Annotated in this window: 18 protein-coding genes; 4 read left to right on the forward strand and 14 right to left on the reverse strand. The window is 37.2% G+C overall.

The features are described 5' to 3' along the window. Positions 1-14: 14 nt before the first annotated feature. From V7149_RS07095 to V7149_RS07135, 9 genes are all read right to left on the reverse strand, one after another. On the reverse strand, positions 15-1,172 hold the full coding sequence (locus tag V7149_RS07095) for an FAD-dependent monooxygenase (RefSeq protein WP_335344948.1): 1,158 nt from the start codon (positions 1,170-1,172) through the stop codon (positions 15-17). Between the two features lie 279 nt (positions 1,173-1,451). Further along, positions 1,452-3,203 carry an ABC transporter ATP-binding protein gene (locus tag V7149_RS07100; RefSeq protein WP_335344949.1) on the reverse strand — a complete coding sequence of 584 codons (1,752 nt, stop codon included), beginning with the start codon at positions 3,201-3,203 and terminating at the stop codon, positions 1,452-1,454. Further along, entirely contained in the window at positions 3,200-4,942 is a 1,743-nt protein-coding gene (locus V7149_RS07105) for an ABC transporter ATP-binding protein (RefSeq protein WP_335344950.1), read from the reverse strand. Before V7149_RS07105 ends, V7149_RS07100 begins: the two co-directional genes overlap by 4 nt. A gap of 407 nt (positions 4,943-5,349) precedes the next feature. Next, positions 5,350-6,450, reverse strand: coding sequence for a DUF2812 domain-containing protein (locus V7149_RS07110; protein ID WP_335344951.1), 1,101 nt, complete (start codon positions 6,448-6,450; stop codon positions 5,350-5,352). Then, positions 6,447-6,740 (reverse strand): PadR family transcriptional regulator, encoded by a 294-nt coding sequence (locus V7149_RS07115; RefSeq protein WP_438824093.1) that lies wholly within the window; start codon positions 6,738-6,740, stop codon positions 6,447-6,449. The genes V7149_RS07110 and V7149_RS07115 overlap by 4 nt, the downstream gene beginning before the upstream one ends. 393 nt (positions 6,741-7,133) lie before the next feature. Further along, the gene (locus tag V7149_RS07120; protein WP_335344952.1) at positions 7,134-8,474 is read right to left on the reverse strand and encodes a DUF4179 domain-containing protein; all 1,341 of its coding nucleotides are present in this window, start codon (positions 8,472-8,474) and stop codon (positions 7,134-7,136) included. Then, complete coding sequence (locus V7149_RS07125) at positions 8,449-8,976, reverse strand: sigma-70 family RNA polymerase sigma factor (protein ID WP_335344953.1); 528 nt, start codon at positions 8,974-8,976, stop codon at positions 8,449-8,451. Before V7149_RS07125 ends, V7149_RS07120 begins: the two co-directional genes overlap by 26 nt. 225 nt (positions 8,977-9,201) lie before the next feature. Continuing rightward, positions 9,202-10,077, reverse strand: coding sequence for a DMT family transporter (locus V7149_RS07130; RefSeq protein ID WP_335344954.1), 876 nt, complete (start codon positions 10,075-10,077; stop codon positions 9,202-9,204). 157 nt (positions 10,078-10,234) lie between these two features. Continuing rightward, positions 10,235-10,756, reverse strand: coding sequence for a CBO0543 family protein (locus V7149_RS07135; RefSeq protein ID WP_335344982.1), 522 nt, complete (start codon positions 10,754-10,756; stop codon positions 10,235-10,237). 398 nt (positions 10,757-11,154) lie between these two features. Between V7149_RS07135 and V7149_RS07140 the strand changes: the two genes are divergently transcribed. Both V7149_RS07140 and V7149_RS07145 read left to right on the forward strand, forming a co-directional pair. Further along, positions 11,155-12,597: a spore germination protein gene (locus V7149_RS07140; protein ID WP_335344983.1), complete on the forward strand. Its 1,443-nt coding sequence runs from the start codon at positions 11,155-11,157 to the stop codon at positions 12,595-12,597. Between the two features lie 81 nt (positions 12,598-12,678). Beyond that, positions 12,679-13,776, forward strand: coding sequence for a GerAB/ArcD/ProY family transporter (locus V7149_RS07145; RefSeq protein WP_335344955.1), 1,098 nt, complete (start codon positions 12,679-12,681; stop codon positions 13,774-13,776). A gap of 78 nt (positions 13,777-13,854) precedes the next feature. On the opposite strand, the gene V7149_RS07150 is transcribed toward V7149_RS07145, so the two are convergent. Further along, positions 13,855-14,949 carry a Ger(x)C family spore germination protein gene (locus tag V7149_RS07150; protein ID WP_335344956.1) on the reverse strand — a complete coding sequence of 365 codons (1,095 nt, stop codon included), beginning with the start codon at positions 14,947-14,949 and terminating at the stop codon, positions 13,855-13,857. 180 nt (positions 14,950-15,129) lie between these two features. Here V7149_RS07150 and V7149_RS07155 point away from each other — a divergent pair, with 180 nt between their 5' ends. After that, complete coding sequence (locus tag V7149_RS07155; protein WP_335344957.1) at positions 15,130-16,164, forward strand: DUF3231 family protein; 1,035 nt, start codon at positions 15,130-15,132, stop codon at positions 16,162-16,164. Positions 16,165-16,357: 193 nt separating this feature from the next. On the opposite strand, the gene V7149_RS07160 is transcribed toward V7149_RS07155, so the two are convergent. Next, positions 16,358-17,014 (reverse strand): nitroreductase family protein, encoded by a 657-nt coding sequence (locus tag V7149_RS07160; protein ID WP_335344958.1) that lies wholly within the window; start codon positions 17,012-17,014, stop codon positions 16,358-16,360. Between the two features lie 182 nt (positions 17,015-17,196). Beyond that, entirely contained in the window at positions 17,197-17,406 is a 210-nt protein-coding gene (locus tag V7149_RS07165; RefSeq protein ID WP_335344959.1) for a hypothetical protein, read from the reverse strand. A 292-nt stretch (positions 17,407-17,698) separates the two neighbouring features. Between V7149_RS07165 and V7149_RS07170 the strand changes: the two genes are divergently transcribed. After that, entirely contained in the window at positions 17,699-18,457 is a 759-nt protein-coding gene (locus tag V7149_RS07170; RefSeq protein ID WP_335344960.1) for an SDR family NAD(P)-dependent oxidoreductase, read from the forward strand. Between the two features lie 195 nt (positions 18,458-18,652). Here the strand turns inward: V7149_RS07170 and V7149_RS07175 are convergent, their stop codons facing one another. Continuing rightward, the gene (locus V7149_RS07175; protein WP_335344961.1) at positions 18,653-19,297 is read right to left on the reverse strand and encodes a DUF2238 domain-containing protein; all 645 of its coding nucleotides are present in this window, start codon (positions 19,295-19,297) and stop codon (positions 18,653-18,655) included. Positions 19,298-19,541: 244 nt separating this feature from the next. After that, complete coding sequence (locus V7149_RS07180; RefSeq protein WP_335344962.1) at positions 19,542-21,107, reverse strand: Vga family ABC-F type ribosomal protection protein; 1,566 nt, start codon at positions 21,105-21,107, stop codon at positions 19,542-19,544. Between the last annotated feature and the right edge of the window lie 17 nt (positions 21,108-21,124).

The raw sequence follows: 21,124 nt of genomic DNA on the forward strand, positions 1-21,124 counted from the left end.
ACAGTGTTTGTTTTTTAAACTTTATACCCAACGACCCAATTCAGGCGCTCCAAAAAATGTCTAGGTGGTATGGCTTTAAGCATTTTATTGCGAATGCTGATTATCAACGGATTTTCCAACTGCATGAGCCTTCCCATTCGTCTTGAATGATGGACGACTTTTGAGGTTCGAGTTACCCGTTTTTGTTCGTAATCTATTAATGCATTTGAAATACCTGCATTTTTCTCAAGACAACGCGCCAATACAATCGCATCCTCCATCGCTTGAGCACCACCTTGGCCAAGATTTGGCAGCATAGGATGAGCAGCATCTCCAAGGAGAGTCACTCGTCCTTTACTCCAACATGAAAGTGGCTTTTGATCAAAAATATCGTGATGAAGGATTTCTGACTCCTCCGTTGCTTCTATTACTGCTTCAACCGGCTTATACCATCCTCGAAAATGCCTTAGGGCAACTTGCTTCCTTTCTCCTATTGGGATCTGGATCTCTTGAGGAGAATTGATAGCTGCGAACCAAAATACTCGCCCTTCTCCAATTTGAGAGAACCCAAACCTTTTTCCTGATCCCCATGCTTCAAACCCTCCGCCCTGTTCGAATAAATATCGTTCATCCTCGAAGCTGCAAATCCCCCTCAGAGCTGTATATCCTGAATATCGAGGTTTTTCAAAGCCAAAAAGCTGAGCTCGAACAGTAGAGTGAATTCCGTCCGCCCCTATAAGTAAGTCTCCTTCTTCTTTAGTACCATCGGCAAATATGGCCGTCACTTTTTCATCACTTTGTTTAATTTCTAGCAACTTTTTGTTAAGCAATACATTTGTGCCTATAAGCAGACCTTTAAGCAGAATAGATTGCAGCATCGCTCGATGAATAAGATAACTGTACGTTCCATATCGCTTTGCTTGCTCATGAGTGGGCAAATTAAGTAAAAGCTTCCCGTCCCAATTACGTATTTCCGCTTTTCCCACGGGAGCTCCTAACGAACGAACCTCTTTAACTATTTCTAATTGCTCTAGTACATTCAAAGCATTGGGGGCTAAAACAATACCCGCTCCGGCTTCCGACAACTCGCTCGCCTTATCAAATATCTTTACGTGCCAGCCTACTTTTTGTAATGAAATTGCTGAACATAATCCACCAATACCGGCACCAATTATGATTGCCTTCTTCCCCATGTATCTTCACCCCAATCGGCGGACACCAGTTCCTTTATTTGTACAAAATGGGTTAATTCCTTATGTTTACGGACACAGGTACCTTTATATTGTAAAAAAGCAGTAATTACCTCGTGGTTTTTCGTAAATAGCGCACACTGTGTCCGCATAGCTCTTAAATTAGGCTCATTAAATGAAAATAACGAATTTATTGACCTCATTATTAAAATTAACGCTCAAGGTTGAGCGTTAATTTTTTGCGTTAAAGCGCATTTAATGTTTTTTCTACCTTAACGGAACCTAGCCAACACTCACTTTATTATGCAGTGACTTAGCCTGCATTTGATACATTTGGTCATAGATGCCGCCCTGTGCAAGCAGTTCATCGTGGGTGCCTTGTTCTTTAATTACGCCTCGTTCTAACACAAGAATCCGATCAGCATTTTTAATAGTTGAAAGACGGTGTGCAATAATAAATGTTGTTCGTCCTTTTTTCAGAACATCCATTGCATGTTGGATAATTTCTTCTGTTTCTGTATCGATATTCGATGTAGCTTCATCCAATATTAAAATCGCAGGGTCAAATGCGAGGGCCCGTGCAAAGGAAATGAGCTGACGCTGTCCAGAGGAAAGGGTGCTGCCTTTTTCAATAACAGGCTCATCAATCCCTTTTTCCAAATGACCTAGTACACGTTCGGCACCAACTGCTTTCAAGGCTTCTTCTACTTTTTTCCGTGTGATTTTTGGATCATTCAAGCTCACGTTTGAAGCAATTGTTCCTGTGAATAAATATGGATCCTGTAATACAATACCCATATGTTCACGGATGGTCTGTCTAGGTACAGCTGTTATGTCTACACCATCGATATAAATCTTCCCTTTTGACGGATCATAGAAGCGGAACAGCAAGTTCATTATTGAGCTTTTTCCAGATCCTGTATGACCTACAAGTGCCACCGTTTCGCCGCGCTTCGCTTCAAAAGATAATTCCTTCAGCACGTAATCTTGATCTTTATAAGCAAATGTCACATCCTCGAATACGACATGCCCTTCATATCTTGGCATCATTTCCTGAGATACTTTTTCACCCTTTATATCCAAAACTTCAAAGACCCGATTTCCTGCAACAAGCGAACGTTCTAGCTGCGAAAACTGATTCACCACATTTGTAATAGGGTTAAATAATCTCGTTAAATAATCAACGAATGCATATAAAGTTCCCGCAGACACCATTTCTGCTGCCGTAATGGATCTGGTGCCAAAATATACAATGAAAATGGTAAACATGATAAGCCGTATGACATTCACTAGGTTAAAGGATGTTGCTGAATCCAAAAACAATAATTTTCGCTGATAAGCATAATGCTCTTCATTCATTTCATCGAATTCCTTCGTCATTTGCTGCTCACGGCGAAAAGCTTGAATAATCGTCATCCCTTGAATGGATTCATTAATCATCGCATTAATGTCAGCAATCTTCGTCCGAATAACACCATTGTATTGCTTCGCATATTTTCTGTACAAAATCATCCACATATAAATAAATGGAATCATGATTAAAGCAATCATCGCCATTTTCCAATTTAAGATAAACAACGCAATATAGACACCTGCAATTGAAATAAAGCTGGTCGCGAAATTAGAAAGTACTTGCACATATAAATTTCTTACTGCCTCTGTATCATTTGTGACACGTGCGACAATTTTCCCAGCTGGCAGGTTGTCAAAATACTGTATTGGCAATGTTTGTATATGCCCAAACACATCCTTGCGCAATTTTTGGACAACCCGGTTTGCGCCCATTTGCAAATAAATATACATAAAATAGCGTAATATCGCTGTGGCGATCGCTAAACTAAGATATAAGCAAAGCAGCCAGGCAATTGGCTTTATTTCTATAATTCCCATTGTCATATGCTCATCGATAATTTTCTTAGCGATGAACGGGCCCGCAAGATCAGCAAAGACCGCAACCGATAAGAAAAATAACCCGATGAAAATGGTCCGCTTAAAAAGCATCGCATATTTCGTTAATCGTTTACTCGTACTCATGCCCCGCCTCCTTCTAGCTGTTGACGGTCAAATTGTTCCTTATACCAGCCATTTTGTCCAAGAAGCTCTTCATGTGTTCCCTGCTCAATAATTTGCCCTTCTTCTAGTACAATAATCTGATCTGCATGCTGCACGCTGGATAGACGATGTGTTGTAATAATGGTAGTCTTGCCATTTCGTTCATTTTGAATGTTTTTAATAATACTAGCTTCTGTTTTAGCATCGACTGCTGACAGAGAATCATCAAGGATTAAGATTTCAGGATCTTTAATGAGCGCACGCGCAATGGACACACGCTGCTTCTGTCCGCCAGATAAGGAAACCCCTTTTTCGCCAACTAATGTTTCAAGCCCGCTTGGCAGGTTTTCTAAGTCTTTTTTAAAGTATGCAAGGTGAATGGCCTTTTCCAAATCAGCCTCTGTTGCATCCTCTTTCCCAAATAAAATATTTTCCCGAATCGTCCGTGAAAATAAGACATGATCCTGCGGGACATACCCGATCCAATCAAGAATCTGATCTTTTGTTTGGGACGCGATGTCGATTCCGCCAATTTGTAATTGCCCTTCATCAAGTGGATATTCACGCAGTAATTGTCTTAGGAATGTTGTTTTACCCGCCCCTGTTTTTCCCACAATTCCAAGCGTTTCTCCCTTTTTAAGAGACAACGAGATTTTCTGTAAGTTTTTCACCTGGCTCGTTGGATATTGAAACATGAGGTCATCAAAGCCAATGGCACTTGGAGCCGCAACAGCTATCGGTACCTTCGTGTCTTGAACATCCGCCTCATAGTTAAGCGTCTCCTGTACACGATCAAGTGAAGCATTCCCCTGCTGCATCACATTGATTAGCTCGCCAATCGCGAAAATCGGCCAAACCGCGAGACCTAAATAAACGTTAAATGTGACGAGCTGGCCGACTGTCATTTCTCCATTTGAAACAAGAACCGCGCCATAGCCGAGTGCCACAACATAGCTAATACCTGTTCCAATTTTCGTGATTGGACCAAATAATGCGTTTATTTTCGCCGTATGCATATTTTTTTCGTATACTTCTTCACTCTTGTCGGCAAAGTAGACTTCATCTTTTGTCTCCTGCACGTAGGCACGAATGACACGCACTCCAGCAACAGATTCTAGGACATTATCATTCAGTTCCCCAAATGCATCCTGTGCTTTCATATATCGTTCATGAACAAGCTTCCCAAAATACTGAATGAGCACCGCCATAATCGGCACTGGCAGCATGGCGAAGAGTGTTAATTTCCATGAAATCATGAAACCCATTGCCAAAATAATAGCACCTAAATATAGAGTAGAATCAATGAGTGTCATTATCCCGAAGCCAGCCGTTTGCGCCACGGAATTTAAATCATTTGTCGCACGCGCCATCAAGTCGCCTGTACGGTTTTTTTCATAAAAGGTTGGCGTCATTTTAAGAAATTGCAGCATTAACTTACGGCGCATAACTCTTTCGAGATTAATCGCCCCTTCAAATAAGCGGTACTGCCAAAAAAAGTTCAAGAAATAGCCACCAATAATAATCGCAATGAATATGAGAATATATTGTCCCAATATTGCTTTTGTCATATCACCAGCAGTCAAAATATCAATAATGGAGCCAAGTAAATATGGCGGCACCACCTCAAGGACACTAGCAATAATTAATAAGATAACGGCAATTGTATATTGTCTCCAATACTTACCGAAAAACCAACTTAACTTCCCTAAAACATCAAACATCGATCAAACCCTCTTTCTCTTTCAGGTTATGAACATGGCTACCCACTATCTAGAGATTCCTTTCTGAAAATCAGTCTTTTTTGTTTGCTTCTCATTGTCATCTACTCCTCTTTAATAGGTCACTAAAAAATTCCAACAAAAAAGATGCATACCCTAAAAAGAGCATGCATCTCCAAAAAGGTATAGAAGTTCCTCCATACCCTTCTATGCTTCAGGAATTCACAATTACACAGAGAATAGGCGTGGACAATGTATGAAATTTTTCATCTTGAAGCTCACTTTAATCATTCTCATTGTCCTTACCTCCTTCGCTAAATTGTTTAGTGTTCTTGAAGATTACCATCTTTTTCATATAATTGTCAACTGTCAGACAAGTTGATTTTTGTTATTTAAACAATCATAAGGAATCAGCCATTTAGCATTTTTAATTCTTTCCGATAACCTGCAATAATTTTTGTCAATAACACAATCCACATGACCGTTAATAATAGTAAGGCTACTTTTAAAAACCCACTAAAAGACCATTCAAAAAATGAATCTGGCTTCGAAATAACATTTACATACAAACTTTGGATGCAAATAAACAATAAGAATACACCCATACCTACATTCATTGTAAAGGCCTTCTTCATGTAGCGCCGCTTCTCCTGTAGATCATAAGTAAAAGCTGGTACCTCTTCCCAATCACTGTAGGATCTCGCCCAAATTGAATAGTTGAGCCATGTAATATTTGACGTAAACTTTAGCTTCCAGCCCATTTCCTTGTGGAGCGCGAAATAATTTGCATTCACTTTCGGTTCAAAGCTCACTTCGTAAATAATCTTTTGAGATTTCGTTTTACGGAATGTAAAAACTGCTCCGAAAACTGATTCTAACTCCAGCCCCTCACTAGCCATTTTTTCCAGCCATTCCTTCGTTTGGAACGGTTGATACATCCAACCAAGATATAATTTACGCACTCTTTGCCCCATACCTTTTTTTTCAATCGTCATATCCATTACACTTAACTCAAACCTACGATAGGCACGGAAAACAAAAACAGTTAATCCAATCAAGAAAAGTAATATGATCACTGGAACGGCAATCGATAATACCCCAATTTGCCCTTTCGTTATGCTAAAAATTGTCCCAAAAACGAGGAGTGCGGGCACCTGAATTGAAAGCATAAACATAGTTATCAGCAAAAATAGGTAGGCATGCATTCTTGTATGTTTTAAAATAGCATCCCGTGCAGGATAAGCCTCTATTTCAGAAATTTCATTTTTCAGTATTTGCCACTTTCCTGATGAGGCTGCTAATTCCCAACCTGCACTTGTAAGTCCATGTGCCAATTCTCCTCTTCCATAATGTACTGCATATGTGGCCTTCTTGCCCTGCCCCTCCTGAAATCTAAACTTTCGGGACCAATGATTAAAATTCACAAGTCGATAGCCCTCATTGGACATTTGAGTAAGCCAGCGTTCCGTCTGATCAATCCGATAACTCCAAAGCCATTTCATTTTTTTCATATGAAATCCTCCTCAAAGCGTAAAACGTTTACATGTAATTCCTTTAAACGTGCCATTTCAGCCTTCATAACCGACCTACCAAGTTGCGTCACTTCATAAACCGTTTTTCTTTTATCATCAGCAAAAACAGTAATTAATTCATCCTTTTGCATTTTTGTTAAGGTTCCATAAATGGTGCCCGATCCAAGCCTAATTCGCCCTTTTGTCAGTTCTTCAACACGCTTAATAATCCCGTAGCCATGAAGAGGTTCTGTAAGAGTCAATAATATATAAAAGGCAGTTTCGGACATTGGTACATATTTTTTGATTAGCTTTTCCACCTCTATACCTCCGTATATCGGAACTCGATATGTCACACCGTGTCATATCATATTTTGACTATATCATGTCGTGACATATTATTTCAATACTAAAAAACTCATAAAAAAAAGAATTCGCTTTGAAATAATATTCAAAATGAATTCTCAGATATGCAGCTTCCAAATAATTATTATCACTATATACTTCTCGTAGATTAGATGGTACCGTTTTGAATAAAGATTAGCCTTTTTCACCAGTCGGGGGGATCATTACAGAGTAGGTGCCTAAACCTATTTTTTAAAAATTATATGCTCAGGCACTATCTCACAACAATTAAAGATGAATCATATGAATATATAATTCATAGTGAATATCCCCAAAATTTATTCATTTAAATCAATATCAATTTGCAAATCTGAAAATACTTTATAAGCAGAATCAATCATATTGAATTCAAGTGGTTCTTCTTGACTAACTTTTGGATAGGTTACTTCTATATGGTTAGGCAGTTGTTTAAAGCTAATAGCCTCGTACAGTTGATCGGTCTTTTGATTTATGATTCTCGGGAAAACAGGCTGTAATGGGTCCATCTCATAATGGACAACGGTCCCTGCGGTATTCTCTATGATGTTTAATACTTTTATTTTTGAATCTAAGTTTAAAATGGCTCCCTTCATAAAAGGTGCTGTAACACTATCCCACATATAGGCTTTTCCATTGCTGGATGGTATCTCTTTTCCTTTATACGTTGAGATATAGGGAACAATTTTATAAGAATGGACATTAATACTTCTAGGCACTTCAACTTTCTCGTTTAAGATTCTTTCTGAAACAATTTGGTCATAAGCATTTTTATTGCTGCTTGTGCTTCTAACCGCCTTTTCTAGATACATAACCCCGTCAGGTCCAATCGCAACCAATGACAAATCAAGATAACTGTTGTCAGGCATCGCTTCCTGCAGCTTCATTTCTATTTTAGTGTTCAAAAGCAAAAAGGATGGAGTTAGTTGAACCTCTTTGACAGCAAATGAATTTCCAAGCTCATCCTCTTTTACAATTGGACTAGTCTTTTCAATGTATTCACTATCTTTCTGCAAGGTGAAAGCAAAGGACCAATCTCCCTCTACATCGTTAATCTTTTTAATACGAATTTCAAGCTCTGAAGTGATAGGGAATTCCTTCGAATTATAAAACTTTAAAATATCTCCCTTTTCTATCAGATCCTTCGTATTCATTCCGCTAAAATAAGAATTCCCATCTGAACGGTCATTCACGAATAGTTCTAATTCAATGTCAGATGTATCATATTTCTTCCTCATTTGATCACTAAACTCTACGTGGTAGGATATGGCTAATTGATGATTGTCCAAATACGCCTCTTCCAGCATGACCTTTATATTTTGATCTTCCGCTGCTAATGATAGTTTTTTTACTTTCCCCTCCTTAACCATCAGTTTTAATCCTTCATCCCCGTTGTTATATAAAATGTTTTCCGCATGTTGGCCAGTTGAAGTTCCTGTCATGAATGAATTTAATAATATACCTCCAATAGCTATAATGAGAACGGAGGCAATACTAGCTAGTATCCTCTGGCTTCTTAAAAATGACTGTTTTTTACCGCTTCTCCCCATTATTAAAGCTTCTTGGACTGTTTTGTTTAGCTGATCTGATGGCACAGGCATATTATTTACCATCTTCCTAATATCTTCTTGAAGCTTCTCCATACGTGACTCCTCCTTTTTCAAGCATTCCTTTTACCTGATAAAGTGTCCTATGTAATTGAGACTTGATGGTTCCTTCTGGTTTATCCAGTATTTCTGAAATATCCGAAATAGAATATCCGTAGTAAAAGCGAAGAAGCAACAATGTTTTTTGCTGTGGCTTTAGCATCTCAAAAACTTGTTCAATATCCATCGCCATAATGGCAGCATTCTCCTCATTTAGACCAGTTTCAACCCAGTCTGGTTCAAGCAAAATAACATCCTTAGATTTTCTAATAAAATCAATTGCCGTATTTATTAGTATCCTAGTCATCCATGTTGAAAAATAATGAATATCCTGCAATTTATGAAAGGATTTATATCCCTTAATAATGGCTTCCTGCACAATATCAAGGGCATCCTGTTCATTTTTTACATATGAATAGGCAACTTTATAAAGTTTTTCCTGCTCATGCTTAATTAATTTTTCAAAGGAATGGCTAGAGAATGATTTAAAAATGGACACAATTTCCCTCCTTTTTGTTTCATTATCAATATGACAACAGCGCGCTCAGTTTTAATTAGACGTCCTACCTATTAGACATTGACTTAAACAGAATCGTTCCATTTATTTGTAAAATAATAAAAAGAGCATGTCATATAGAAACACGCTCTTCTCTTTAAAGTGTATTATAAAATTATTTTATTGAGCAGTAGGTATACAGCTCTTAATCCTATTCTGAATAACAGGTTATTTTACCAAAGCCCGCTTTTTACGGAACACTGGCTTCACTTCAGCAAATAATATAGCGAGCATGATTAACACAGCACCGATGATCATACGGCCTGTCAGTATTTCATGTAAAAAGATAACCGATAAGACCATTCCGAAAAAGGATTCAGTCGATAGAATAATAGCCGCCTTTGTCGCCGTAGTATATTGATGGGCGATATTTTGAAAAAGGTAAGCAATCGTTGTTGAGAATATCGCTAAATACACAATTGAATATATAGCTTCATTTTCTAGCGTTGTCGGTATATCCCCATGAATGAACACTGCCACAACACTTAATAAAGATGCTGTTATGAACTGTACAATCGTTAGTGATATAGCATCTTCCTTTTGAACAAAAAGATTCGTATAAAATATATCAAAAGCAAATGCAACTGCACATGCGAGAGATAATGCATCACCAATATTAATGGTCATAGTACCTTGCAATGACAAAAATCCAATACCAACGATGGCTATACAAGAGCCGACCATTTCATAACGATCAATTCTGCGTTTATATAAGAGATAAGCAATAATTGGAACTATGACAACATTAACGGCTGTTAAAAAGGCATTTTTGGATGGGGTGGTATATTCTAAACCAACCGTTTGCAAGGCAAAGCCGATAAATAAAAAAGTTCCTAAAAGGACGCCTTTCCATATGATAGACTTCGTAAACCCTTTGAATTTATATCCAAATAAGATCATTAGAATGAGGGTTGCGATCACAAATCTGCCTGCCATCACCTGATAAGCTGTTAAATATTCTAGTGCAATCGCAGTTACAACAAACCCGCTGCCCCAGACAATCGCTGTAAAGAGCAGCATTCCATCCCCAATATATCGTTTCATCTTCTTTCTCCTCCTGACTAAAAACAATAATACCATGAGAAGAAATATATGAAGCTGATTAATTTTCTAAACTTACGAAATAATTTTTGTACGGGCTCTAAACTACCTATTGAGTCAAAATCATTTTATGTATTAAACATTGCTTGAGGAGCTTTGTTTACCTAAACACTTTACTAGGAACATCAAATACTTGCCATAGAAGGAAAATAAAAAGAAATGAAAAGAACCACGCCAATAGTGGACGGGTATGATGGATTCTAAGTATTAAAAACATAACAATAGTGAACATGGTTGACCAATATAAATTCCAGCCATTAAAGTATGTAAACTGGTTAAGCTTAACATCGATTAATTCATTTATAAAATAAATCAACACCCAGCCTATCACATATAGGAATTGTTTTATCTTATTTCTATCTGGGAATTTAGATAGGTAAATAAGGATCGTGGCTGGATATTTAATTAAAATTGCGGCTAAAGTTATATGGGTACTGGTTAAGCCGAAATATTTATCCAAACCCTGAGGAACATATTTCCACATTGGATAAAAGTCTGATAATAGATAAAGATAAAGAAAGTCACCTAAAGCATAAAATAATATGGTCGGATAATACTTCTTCCAATTCTTCATATCACCCCATTTAACCAATGACAGAATCCACAATAAGCCATAAAACACATTCAACTCTACACACCCTCTGTACATTCAATTCCCTTTTTTTGTATAAAAAAAGACTGCCCCTAATTTTAGCCACACCCAGATGGAATGTTGCCTTTCTTTTCCTAATAATATGGACAATTTCACTATTTCTATCCTGCTTGGCTTCGTTTAAGAGGGTTTATTTTATTTAATAATGAGAAGCCTTTTTGGATATCCTTAAGCATAGTAAATATTACAAATCATGCAGAAAATTGAAGAAGACTGTCGATATCTTGATAGAAAACCTGATGAAAGCATAAGCAAAATGATGATCTTCTATAATGCGGTTTCATGGGGAGGAGCTTCATAAATTGTTTAATTGGCTAAAATGGTCAAAAAAGAAATCGCCTGATAAGCAGAACGTTAACAGATTTACTATGGAAGATTTAATTAACACCTTAAAACCATCAAAGGATTTCCAAAGGTTTGAGTTTGAAACAAAAGGCGGACGATGCTGGATAAGTTATATTAAGACAATGGTGAATCCGGATTTCATTCATCGTGATGTGTTTCCATATTTAACGGAGAATTCCTTTAATAGCCTGGATGAGATTAAAAAGCTGCTGCCAATCGAACAAATTCTCATAACGGATGATGTAAAGGAAATTCAATCGAAAATCATGAATGGCTCCATCATCATCCAGATGAATGAACATGATGCGCGCTGTCTATCGATTTCTGCTGTTACAGTGGAAAGAAGACAAGTAACAATGCCAGAGGTAGAGTTTACGGTCGTTGGGCCTAAAGAAGCCTTTGTGGAATCTCTTGATACGAATATTAACCTAATAAGAAAAAGGCTTCTGCTCCCGCAATTACAAATACGCGAAATCGAAGTCGGGAAAGTTTCAAAAACAAGAGTAGCGATCATATATATTGACGGAATCGCGAATCAGGAAAATATCAATACGATGTTACAGCGTATTTCTGATATTGAATATGACCATATTATTGACAGTTCATATATTACTCAAATGATTTCAGATAATAAAAATTCGCCTTTTCCGCAAATGCTTGATACAGAACGTCCTGATCGTGTGAGTGCAGTCCTGACTGAAGGGAAAATTGCTATTTTGGCTGATGGATCCCCGCATGCCCTTTATTCACCCATTACGATCGTTGAATTTTTTTCTGCATTCGAAGATTATTTTCAAGTTTGGTATATTGCATCGAGCTTTCGTTTAATTCGTTTGTTTGCTGTTACATTTTCGGTATTTTCAACCCCATTTTATGTTGCCATTTGTACGTATCATTATGAAATGATTCCGTTGGATTTATTGGCTACTTTAATTACATCCAGGGCAGACGTTCCTTTTCCGCCTTTTCTCGAAGTGATTATTTTGGAATTAGTCATCGAACTATTGCGTGAAGCAGGAGCAAGGCTGCCGAGCAAGGTCGGTCAAACGATCGGTATCGTTGGTGGTATTGTTATTGGAACCGCCTCCGTTGATGCTGGATTAACTAGCAGTGTATTACTGATTATTATCGCACTGGCTGCACTAGCCTCATTTACTACACCCGTTTATCAAATGAGCAACACAATCCGTTTGATCCGCTTTCCATTTCTAGTGTTTGCGCAAATCTGGGGTTTAATCGGAATCGCGGTTTTCTTTGCCTTTATGGTAGGTCACCTGCTCAATTTGACATCTTTAGGAAGGCCTTTTATTGAGCCTATTTTTCCGCCTCGACTTTCAGATTTAAAAGATGCTTTTTTCAGAATGCCTTTCAATCGCCAGGCTAAACGGCCTATGTATCAGCGACCGGAAGATCCTATGCGCGCAAATCCAACTCGTCTTAATGAAAAAAATGATAATGAAAATTAACAATTTAAGAGTGGGCCGCTGCTTTGTTTTATTTGATCGAAAGAATGGATAAGGCCCGCTCCTACAGAAACTGGTGACGTGATGCGAAATCTAATAAAAGAAAATCTTCTAGTTTCCCCCTTTCTTGTCTTCTATATCATTAATGCAATGCAATTAGGTGTAGGGGTTCTTGACTTAGCCAAAATTAGCCGCCAAGCTGAACAAGATATGTGGATTTCCATTATTCTGTCAGGGATGAGCATCCATGTCCTAGTTTGGATCTTATATAGAATCTTGAATAATGGGAAAGGCGATATCATCGCTATCCACCGGGAGCTGTTTGGAAAATGGGTTGGGGGAATACTTAGTTTGATATTTACATTGTATATATTAATGCTAGGATTAACCGTCTTACGTGTTTATGTCGAAATCATCCAATTGTGGGTGTTCCCAGAAATATCAGTATGGTTTTTTTGCCTAGTTGTTCTTTTGGTTGTAGGCTATTTTGTCATTAATGGGTTCCGAGTTATAACAGGTATTTGCTTTTTAAGTACGCTTTACATGCTCCCTCTGCTATTGTCCTTTCTTTTTCCGCTGAAATTTGCCCATTTCGGCAATTTATTTCCGATTATGGATCATAGTATTTCAGATATTTTGGTTTCAGCAAAAGTTGGGACCCTCAGCATGACCGGGTTTGAATTGTTACTAATATTCTATCCCTTTATAAAGCATCCTGAAAAATCACAAAAATGGGCTCATTTTGCTGTCATATTTACTACGTTTATTTTTGTTTACATCGCCATCATTACTATCGTTTATTATCATCAAGATCAGCTGAAGCATATTGTTTGGAGTACCATTATGTTTTGGAAAATCATTGAATTGCCAGGTATTGAACGGTTTGAACATTTTGGAATAGCAGCTTGGTTATTTATCGTTTTGCCAATTATTTGTTTGACAATATGGAGTGCACACCGAGGCCTTATTCAGATATTTCCAGTCAACAAAAGGTTCCTTTTAGTTGTCATTTTGTTCGTTTTAGTAGTAGCTGTGGGGATGATTGAAAAACGGACAAGCATTGAAAAATTAAGAAGCATAGCTGGTGACGCTGGTTTTTACTTTATTTATGGTTACATTCCTTTCCTATTTATCGCACAGAAAATTATTTATAAGCTGAAAGGGGCAAAACAAAAACAATAATATTATCCCAAGATAAACAAAAAAACAAAAGAATCACCGTTCTATCGTGCGGTTCTTTTGTTTTTTTACAATATTTTATTAATGATGATCAGATATACCTGTTTCCAGAAAATCAATTTTAATATTTAATTCAACAGGGGCATCAGAAAATAATTCCTGCCACTTTTTTAATTCCCATCCCCTTGTTTGACTTCTAGCTCTATCTGCTATTCCTAAAGGATCAATCCCCTTTTCTCTAAACTGGTTAATTAATTCTAATCCTTTCTCCTCTAAATCCTTTCCTAACAACCTCTCAAATTTTTTCACGTCCATTTCTGTCAATAACTCAATGTTCGAGTTCACTTCATCTATTAGAGCATTCATTTTTACATTAATCTTAATATTGGGGTGTGTCATTCCATTTGTAATCGTATAATCCACCTTGGATTTTAAGCTTTCCATCGAAATATACATATCCTTATCTGGAAAGGAGGCAGCATAACTTCCTCTATTCATATTCTCGTATAACATTTTAAAAACGAACAGTTTTTCGGCTCCAATTTTATCAACATATTTATCTTTTTGGAAGAAAGCAAGCCCCGATAGCTGGACATTTTCTCCATGTCTTTTTAGCATTGGCATAAAAGCATCTTGCCCTTTTGAATAATAGGCATACATAAATTCATGAAAATTCGATGTTGGTAAATTTCCTTTTTTACTATGTGTAATAAGGTCTTTGATATAACGTGAAGTCGTCTGATCCATTATTTCATATTTTCCGTCTAACAACTTTTTCGCTTCCCCTTCAACTATACAAAAGTCAACCTGCCTCCCAATGGATGGATGTCTTTTTATTCCATCCAAAGACGTGCCAATCCCTCTCTTTGCCAAATCCTCTCCGAATAAACCAATCAGGGTTTTTCCGCTTGCGACAGCTTTCGGCAATTCTCTTTCGGCATTCCAAACAGCACCATACCCAGTAAAATTTGCAGCGCTGATAGTTTTACCTGTAAAAGAGCCTTTCTCTTGCGGACTAAACATGATAACGCCTAATGTTAATTCGTATTTTTTGTCATCAGCCGCATCATATCCAATACTTTCAATGATTTGAATTTTTTCAATCGTTTTAGTCTGTATGCATCCTCCGAGAATGAAAACAAAACAGAAAATAGGGATGAAAACTTTTTTTACCATTATGTATCTCCTTATCAAGAGAGTAATTTTACAAGAGGATGGGTACAAGAATATCTTTACTTATATTATATTTTGCCAAATAAATATGAAATTATTTTTTTCCAAGATCAAGTCCACAAAATAGAATAAGGATTTAAAGCGAGAGGGAATGCTAAATAAAAAAATGGATGTGATTATGCGATGGAACCGGTCAAACAATATAAAACAGCCGAAACACCAGCAAATCAAAATGAAAAATTAACATCAGCAGAAATGGGGAAACTATGGGCAGTATATATGGGGAATAGTATGTCAAAATGTGTGATTAGCTACTTTCTTCAACATGTAGAGGATCAAGATATAAAAAAATTATTGGACAATGCATTGAACTTAGTTCATGAATTTTTAAACACGATAGAGGACATTTTTGAAAAGGATAACTTTCCGATTCCAGCTGGGTTTACTGATAAGGATGTAAACCTTGATGCACCGAGGCTTTTCGAAGATGAATTCTACGTACATTATATAAATTATGTAGGGAAAGCTGGAATGAGCATATATAATGTCGCCATTCCTTTAGTGTTCAGAAAGGATGTAAATGACTTTTTTCTCTATTGCATGAATTCTACGATTGAGTTACTCGAACAAGTTAAAAGCATATTATTGAATAAAGGCTTCATTAGGAAACCACCCTATATTCCAATACCTGAGAAAGTAAAATTTATCGATAAAGATTTTCTAAATGGCTTTTTTGGAGATATCAGACCTATGCACGCATTAGAAATTGCCCATCTTTACGATAATATCGAGAATAACGTAACTAGCAAAGCGATACTCTTAAGCTTTTGTCAAACGGCAAAATCAAAAAATGTTCGGGAATTGTTTAAGAGAGGGGAAGATATTACAAATAAAGTAATTGAACACTATATAGAAAAATTGCATAAGGAAAACTTGCCATCACCATCCTATTTGGACCATTTAGTCACTACATCAATCGTTGCTCCTTTTTCAGATAAATTAATGTTATTTCATAAAGTAGATATGTTTTCCATGAAAATTCGAGCAGTAGGAAATTCCTTAGCTGTTAATGGCAGACATGATATCGCACTGATGTACACTAAATCATTAGCAAATATCTCCTTGTTTGTAGAATCAGCCGCCAAACTTATGATTGAAAATGGATGGATGGAGCAGCCTCCAGAAGCAGCAAACAGAGAAGATTTGACCTCTAAATAAGGGCAGCCAGTAGGGGTACAGCCCTTGAAAAAAAAGCTTTTGTTACAAAAAACACCCGTAATCGTTAGTTGTGTCTAACAATTACGGGGCAGTTCATTTTGTTATGGGACATGGGGGCAGGTTTCTTATCATACATCATTTTTAATTGGAAAGTGTTCCCTCTCCACACATTCCCCTGATGATTATGTTTTGCTTATTTCGATGGCATTTCGTTAAAGAACGCAACATCCTCAACAGGAAGACGTGTTGTTGGATGTCCAGGTTTCGCTGCTTTTCCGATCGCAATCAGCATGACCGGCACATACTGTTTGGAAATTCCGAATGCTTCAACGAACTTCGCTTTATCGTATCCACCCATCGGAACCGTATCGTAGCCTTTGGATCGGGCGACAAGCATTAGCTGCATCGAGATGAGGCCGCCATCCGTATATACGATTTGACGCGCCACTTCAGGGGGCAAGGTAGAGTACATTCCGGTCGTACGCTCGATAAATGATTTAGCCGTATCCTCCGGCATATAACCTGCTTCAACAGCCTGTCCATAAATTTTTTCGGATTTCTTGTAGCTTTCCACATCTCCAAGCACAGCAATAACGGCAGAAGCCTCGACTACCTGTTGTTGGTTAAACGCGATTGGCAGAAGCTTTTCCTTTAACTCCGGCTTATCAATGACTAGAAAACGCCATGGCTGCAGGTTTGATGATGATGGAGCCAATGTTGCCAGCTCCAATATCTCCGTCATTTCTTTGCGTGAGATTCGCACTGTTGGATCATATGAACGAACAGAACGGCGTTCCTGAATAACATCGAGGAACATTTGCTGTTCGGGTACATAGATAGTTTGTGACATAATAATTCCTCCTAGTAATGATCAATTACTTCATCTCTACTACGAACGCTTCAAGAAAACTCTTATATCTTAAAGGTTTTTAACCCTTTTATGAACGTGATAAAAGATCGTTCTATTTCTATTGTTCGCATCTTACCAGTTTACATTACTAAAAAGTGAAACGAATTGTCAAAAAAAAGGTTTTAGCCATTTGCATAATCTGAACCTGCGATAAACACCCCTTCTTCTTCCCTCTGAAGTTCAGCCAGATACTCCGTTAATTGCTTCTTTTTCAACATGGCCCATGTTCGTGAGAGTGGATCGGCCATCCAGTCATGGCCTGTGCTCTCCATCACCTCGATGTCCGGAATAAATTTGCGAAGCTCTTTCTCTACCTCTGTTTGATTTTCCATATCCAGTTTCGTTGAGTCGCAGCCGAAACCAACAATGAAGGATGCTCCTTATGGCTGTAATTAATTCATAGAGTGAGGCAGGCGGGCAGATTCTTTTCTACTTAGTTGAAAAAGGGAAAATCAAAAAGACAAATAATTTATCATTTAATGAATGATTGATGACTAGAATAGAATGAAGTTATTGAAATTCTTAAAGATTTTATAAGAAATAATTGAACCCAGTATAAAAAGGTTTAATGAGTAGTGAAATATCAGCATTATTATAAAGAATAGTATTATAGGGGGTGAAAGTATGAAGACATTATTCATAACAGGCGGAAATAATGGCATTGGCTATTTCATGGCTAAACAATGGCTTGAGAATGGAAACTGTGTTGCAGTGCTTGATATTAATTGCGATAACATTGATAAACTTAAAGATACCTTTCCCAAAACCCTGTTAAGTTTTAAATGTGATGTACATGACATTGAGTCAGTAAAAATGGCGGTTTATCAAACAAAATCCCAATTTGGCAGCATAAATTATGCTGTCCATAATGCATGCTTATGTTTATTCAAAAGTTTTGAAGAGCACAATAGAGAAAATTTCGATAGAGTTATGAATGTGAATTTTCATGGTGCTATAAATTTGACAGAGGCGTTATTACCTATTATGAAAGAGCAAAGATGCGGCAGGATATGCTTTACAAGTTCAGTTGTAGGCGTTACCGGATTTTATAATATAAGTTCATACGCATGCAGTAAAGGGGCAATAGAATCCTTAGCTAAATGCTTGAGAATGGAATATGCTGATAGCGGTGTGACATTTCATATCATGCATCCGCCATTAACAAATACAAAATCATCCTCACCACTTCCAATTCCAACAGATTTTAAAGCATCACCTGAAAAAGTTGGAAAAGGTTTTATTAAACACATAGACAGTAAGAAATTCATCATTACCCCCTCCTTGGCCGATGCTGTGTCAGTAAAATTCAGTTACCTTTTTTCATTGTCAATGGGAAGAATGCTTGTAAAATTGACTAAAAAAGCCATAAAAAATGTGAGTTAATGTTATTATTAGTTATAAGAAACAGCATCTAATAAAAATACAACGCTAACAGTTATATTTTGCTTTATCATCTTCACCGTTGACCACCACTTTTCGTAAAGAGCAACTAATTAGTTTTATAGCATATAAAATTAGGATGTATTAAAATCGAGTGGAAAAGCTCGATGACCCCATTTCCACTTGTAAAGAGCACAGTCATCTTTTATTTCCGAAATTCCTTTTTTCTAACAACTTGTTATGGAGTTTTGAAAAAATAAGTAGTGCGAGTATTGAACCAACAAAAGCTAATGACATATCCCACTGCGCGTCCCAAATATCGCCCTGCATTCCCAAAAATTCCTTAGGTTCATTTCCTCTTGTTTTTATTTTTGTAGATAACCATTCGATAATTTCATATAAGGCACCGATTGCAAGTGAGAAACTTAGTACAATAGCAACTAACCACGACCCTCTCGTTAATGGAGTCTTTCTTATTAAAACTTCTCTGATCACAATAGCAAATAAACCCTTTAAGAAATGTCCCAACCGATCATAGTTATTCCGTTTTAAATCAAAGTGATCCTTTATCCAATTAAAAAGAGGAACCTCTGCGTAAGTATAATGACCTCCAATGAACGTCAAAATCGAAAGTATAGCAATAATGATATAGGATAGTGTAGTGAGACGAAACTTATTATAGGCTGCAATTACAACGATTAATACGACAAGTGCAGGTAATACTTCCATTATCCATATCAAATACCCAGCAGGCCGGATAACTGACCAAATAAAAACAGCCGTAACAATCAGCAGCAATATTATATGAATAATTGTACTTTTATCTCTTACCACTTTTACCATTCCTTACTGTCATGTAATATTAAGGCGAAAAACCCTTTCCTCCAACCGCTTATGGATAGTTTTTGCTCTTTTTAACCTTAGTATTAATAACATTTCGATATTAATGCAAAAAACTACTTCCCCTATCTCCCTTTTAAAGCGTTCTTCATACTGAAAAAATTCCATTATCGCTCCACTATAGGAAAGAGGGGCAGGCTTCTTGTCCCGATACTATTAGCGAGACGAGGAACCTAACCCCTTTTTCCTAGTTTAAATTCTGTTTTTCTTTTAAATGTTTTTGAAACTCCATTTCTAATTCTTCCGATGGCTCGATGCTTAAGCGACTTAATACTTCAGAAATTCTCGTTTCGAGCACGAGCCGCTGATCTTCTTCGACATTTCGAAATTTTTGAGGTTCATCATGTAGATACTGTTGATAGGTTCCTTCGAACAATTCAACCTTCTCATCTCGGATCGCTAAAATTCGTGTTGCAAGATTTTCGATAAATCGCCGGTCATGGGAAACGAAAATGATCGTCCCTTCATACTCTTTTAGGAGAGATTCCAATGCTTCTACGGCTTCTGTATCAAGAAAATTAGTTGGTTCATCTAAAATTAACGTATTAATATCACTTAAAAATAACTTGGCCAGCGCAACTTTTACCCGCTCACCGCCACTTAAAACATCTACATGTTTATACACATCGTCTCTAAAGAAATGAATTCTTGCAAGGACCGTTCGAATGAGTGTTTCATCCTGTTTTGAAGTCGACTGGACATTCTCTAAAATTGACCTTTCTGCGTCTATAATATTTAAATTTTGGCTAAAGTACCCTATTTTCACAGATGGAGAAGGAGTAATGCCATTATCTAGATTGATAAGTTTTTTAACTAAGGTTGTTTTTCCACACCCGTTTGGACCAATGATTGCTACTTTTTCGCCTCCACGAACATAAAAACTTGTTTGATTCCAAAGAACACGTTCGCCGATAACGCCTGACACATCTTGTGCTCGTAAGATAATCCGGTCTTTGATCGCTTCTGCATTAGGCAGGTTCATTTTAAGTGGTGGGCGTTCCTTCACTTTTTCTACCTTTTCTAGTTTTTCTAATCTTGTTTCAATGGCTTTCGCTGTTTTTTGCAGCTTCTTTTGTTTTTTCGCAAAGTATGGCTTTGCACCAGTAATTCTTGCTTCTGATTTACTTACCTTTTTCGGAGCCTTTGTTGCTTTATCAGCCTTTTTCTCTTTTAAGAGTAGGGCCTCTTCTAATTGTTTCTTCTTTTTTTCATATTTTTCGTATGCTAATTTCTCCTGTTGTTGCTCTAATTCTTTTTCCGCCACATAATCGCTATAATTACCGCTATATTCTTTTATTTTTCCTCCATCGACTTCCCAAATCTTTGTGCAAAGAGCATCTAGAAATGCGCGGTCATGCGAAACAATGATAAATGCGCCTCGCCATTGAATTAGTTTCTTTTCTACCCATTCAATATGATCTGTATCCAAATTTGTCGTTGGTTCATCCGCAATTAAAAGATCTGGGTCTTTAAGAAAGGCTTCCTTAATATATGCTTGAGTTACTTCCCCGCCGCTTTTCGTTGTATCTGTTCGTTTTAACTGTGGGATCAGTTCACATTGCGAATAATGATGGACAGTCCCTTCCTCCGAAGATATCTTTCCAGCTAGAATTTTCAGTAAGGTCGTTTTACCACTTCCATTCCGGCCAACTAATCCGATTCGATCGTTCTGATGAATTTGCAATTGCTCAATATCTATTAATAAACGATCCTGTACAAAGTACTTTAAATTAAGAGCTTCTAATAAAAGCATATTAACATCTCCTTATG

The organism is Bacillus sp. JJ1503 (genome assembly GCF_036965125.1).
Lineage (GTDB): Bacteria > Bacillota > Bacilli > Bacillales > Cytobacillaceae > Cytobacillus.

Coding starts and splice junctions, on each gene's coding strand:
- V7149_RS07150 (WP_335344956.1), bottom strand. CDS start 14,949: ATGGTAAAAAAAGTTTTCATCCCTATTTTCTGTTTTGTTTTCATTCTC.
- V7149_RS07155 (WP_335344957.1), top strand. CDS start 15,130: ATGGAACCGGTCAAACAATATAAAACAGCCGAAACACCAGCAAATCAA.
- V7149_RS07130 (WP_335344954.1), bottom strand. CDS start 10,077: ATGAAACGATATATTGGGGATGGAATGCTGCTCTTTACAGCGATTGTC.
- V7149_RS07180 (WP_335344962.1), bottom strand. CDS start 21,107: ATGCTTTTATTAGAAGCTCTTAATTTAAAGTACTTTGTACAGGATCGT.
- V7149_RS07160 (WP_335344958.1), bottom strand. CDS start 17,014: ATGTCACAAACTATCTATGTACCCGAACAGCAAATGTTCCTCGATGTT.
- V7149_RS07165 (WP_335344959.1), bottom strand. CDS start 17,406: ATGGAAAATCAAACAGAGGTAGAGAAAGAGCTTCGCAAATTTATTCCG.
- V7149_RS07100 (WP_335344949.1), bottom strand. CDS start 3,203: ATGAGTACGAGTAAACGATTAACGAAATATGCGATGCTTTTTAAGCGG.
- V7149_RS07170 (WP_335344960.1), top strand. CDS start 17,699: ATGAAGACATTATTCATAACAGGCGGAAATAATGGCATTGGCTATTTC.
- V7149_RS07115 (WP_438824093.1), bottom strand. CDS start 6,740: ATGTCCGAAACTGCCTTTTATATATTATTGACTCTTACAGAACCTCTT.
- V7149_RS07120 (WP_335344952.1), bottom strand. CDS start 8,474: ATGGAGAAGCTTCAAGAAGATATTAGGAAGATGGTAAATAATATGCCT.
- V7149_RS07095 (WP_335344948.1), bottom strand. CDS start 1,172: ATGGGGAAGAAGGCAATCATAATTGGTGCCGGTATTGGTGGATTATGT.
- V7149_RS07140 (WP_335344983.1), top strand. CDS start 11,155: ATGGAAGATTTAATTAACACCTTAAAACCATCAAAGGATTTCCAAAGG.
- V7149_RS07105 (WP_335344950.1), bottom strand. CDS start 4,942: ATGTTTGATGTTTTAGGGAAGTTAAGTTGGTTTTTCGGTAAGTATTGG.
- V7149_RS07110 (WP_335344951.1), bottom strand. CDS start 6,450: ATGAAAAAAATGAAATGGCTTTGGAGTTATCGGATTGATCAGACGGAA.
- V7149_RS07175 (WP_335344961.1), bottom strand. CDS start 19,297: ATGGTAAAAGTGGTAAGAGATAAAAGTACAATTATTCATATAATATTG.
- V7149_RS07145 (WP_335344955.1), top strand. CDS start 12,679: ATGCGAAATCTAATAAAAGAAAATCTTCTAGTTTCCCCCTTTCTTGTC.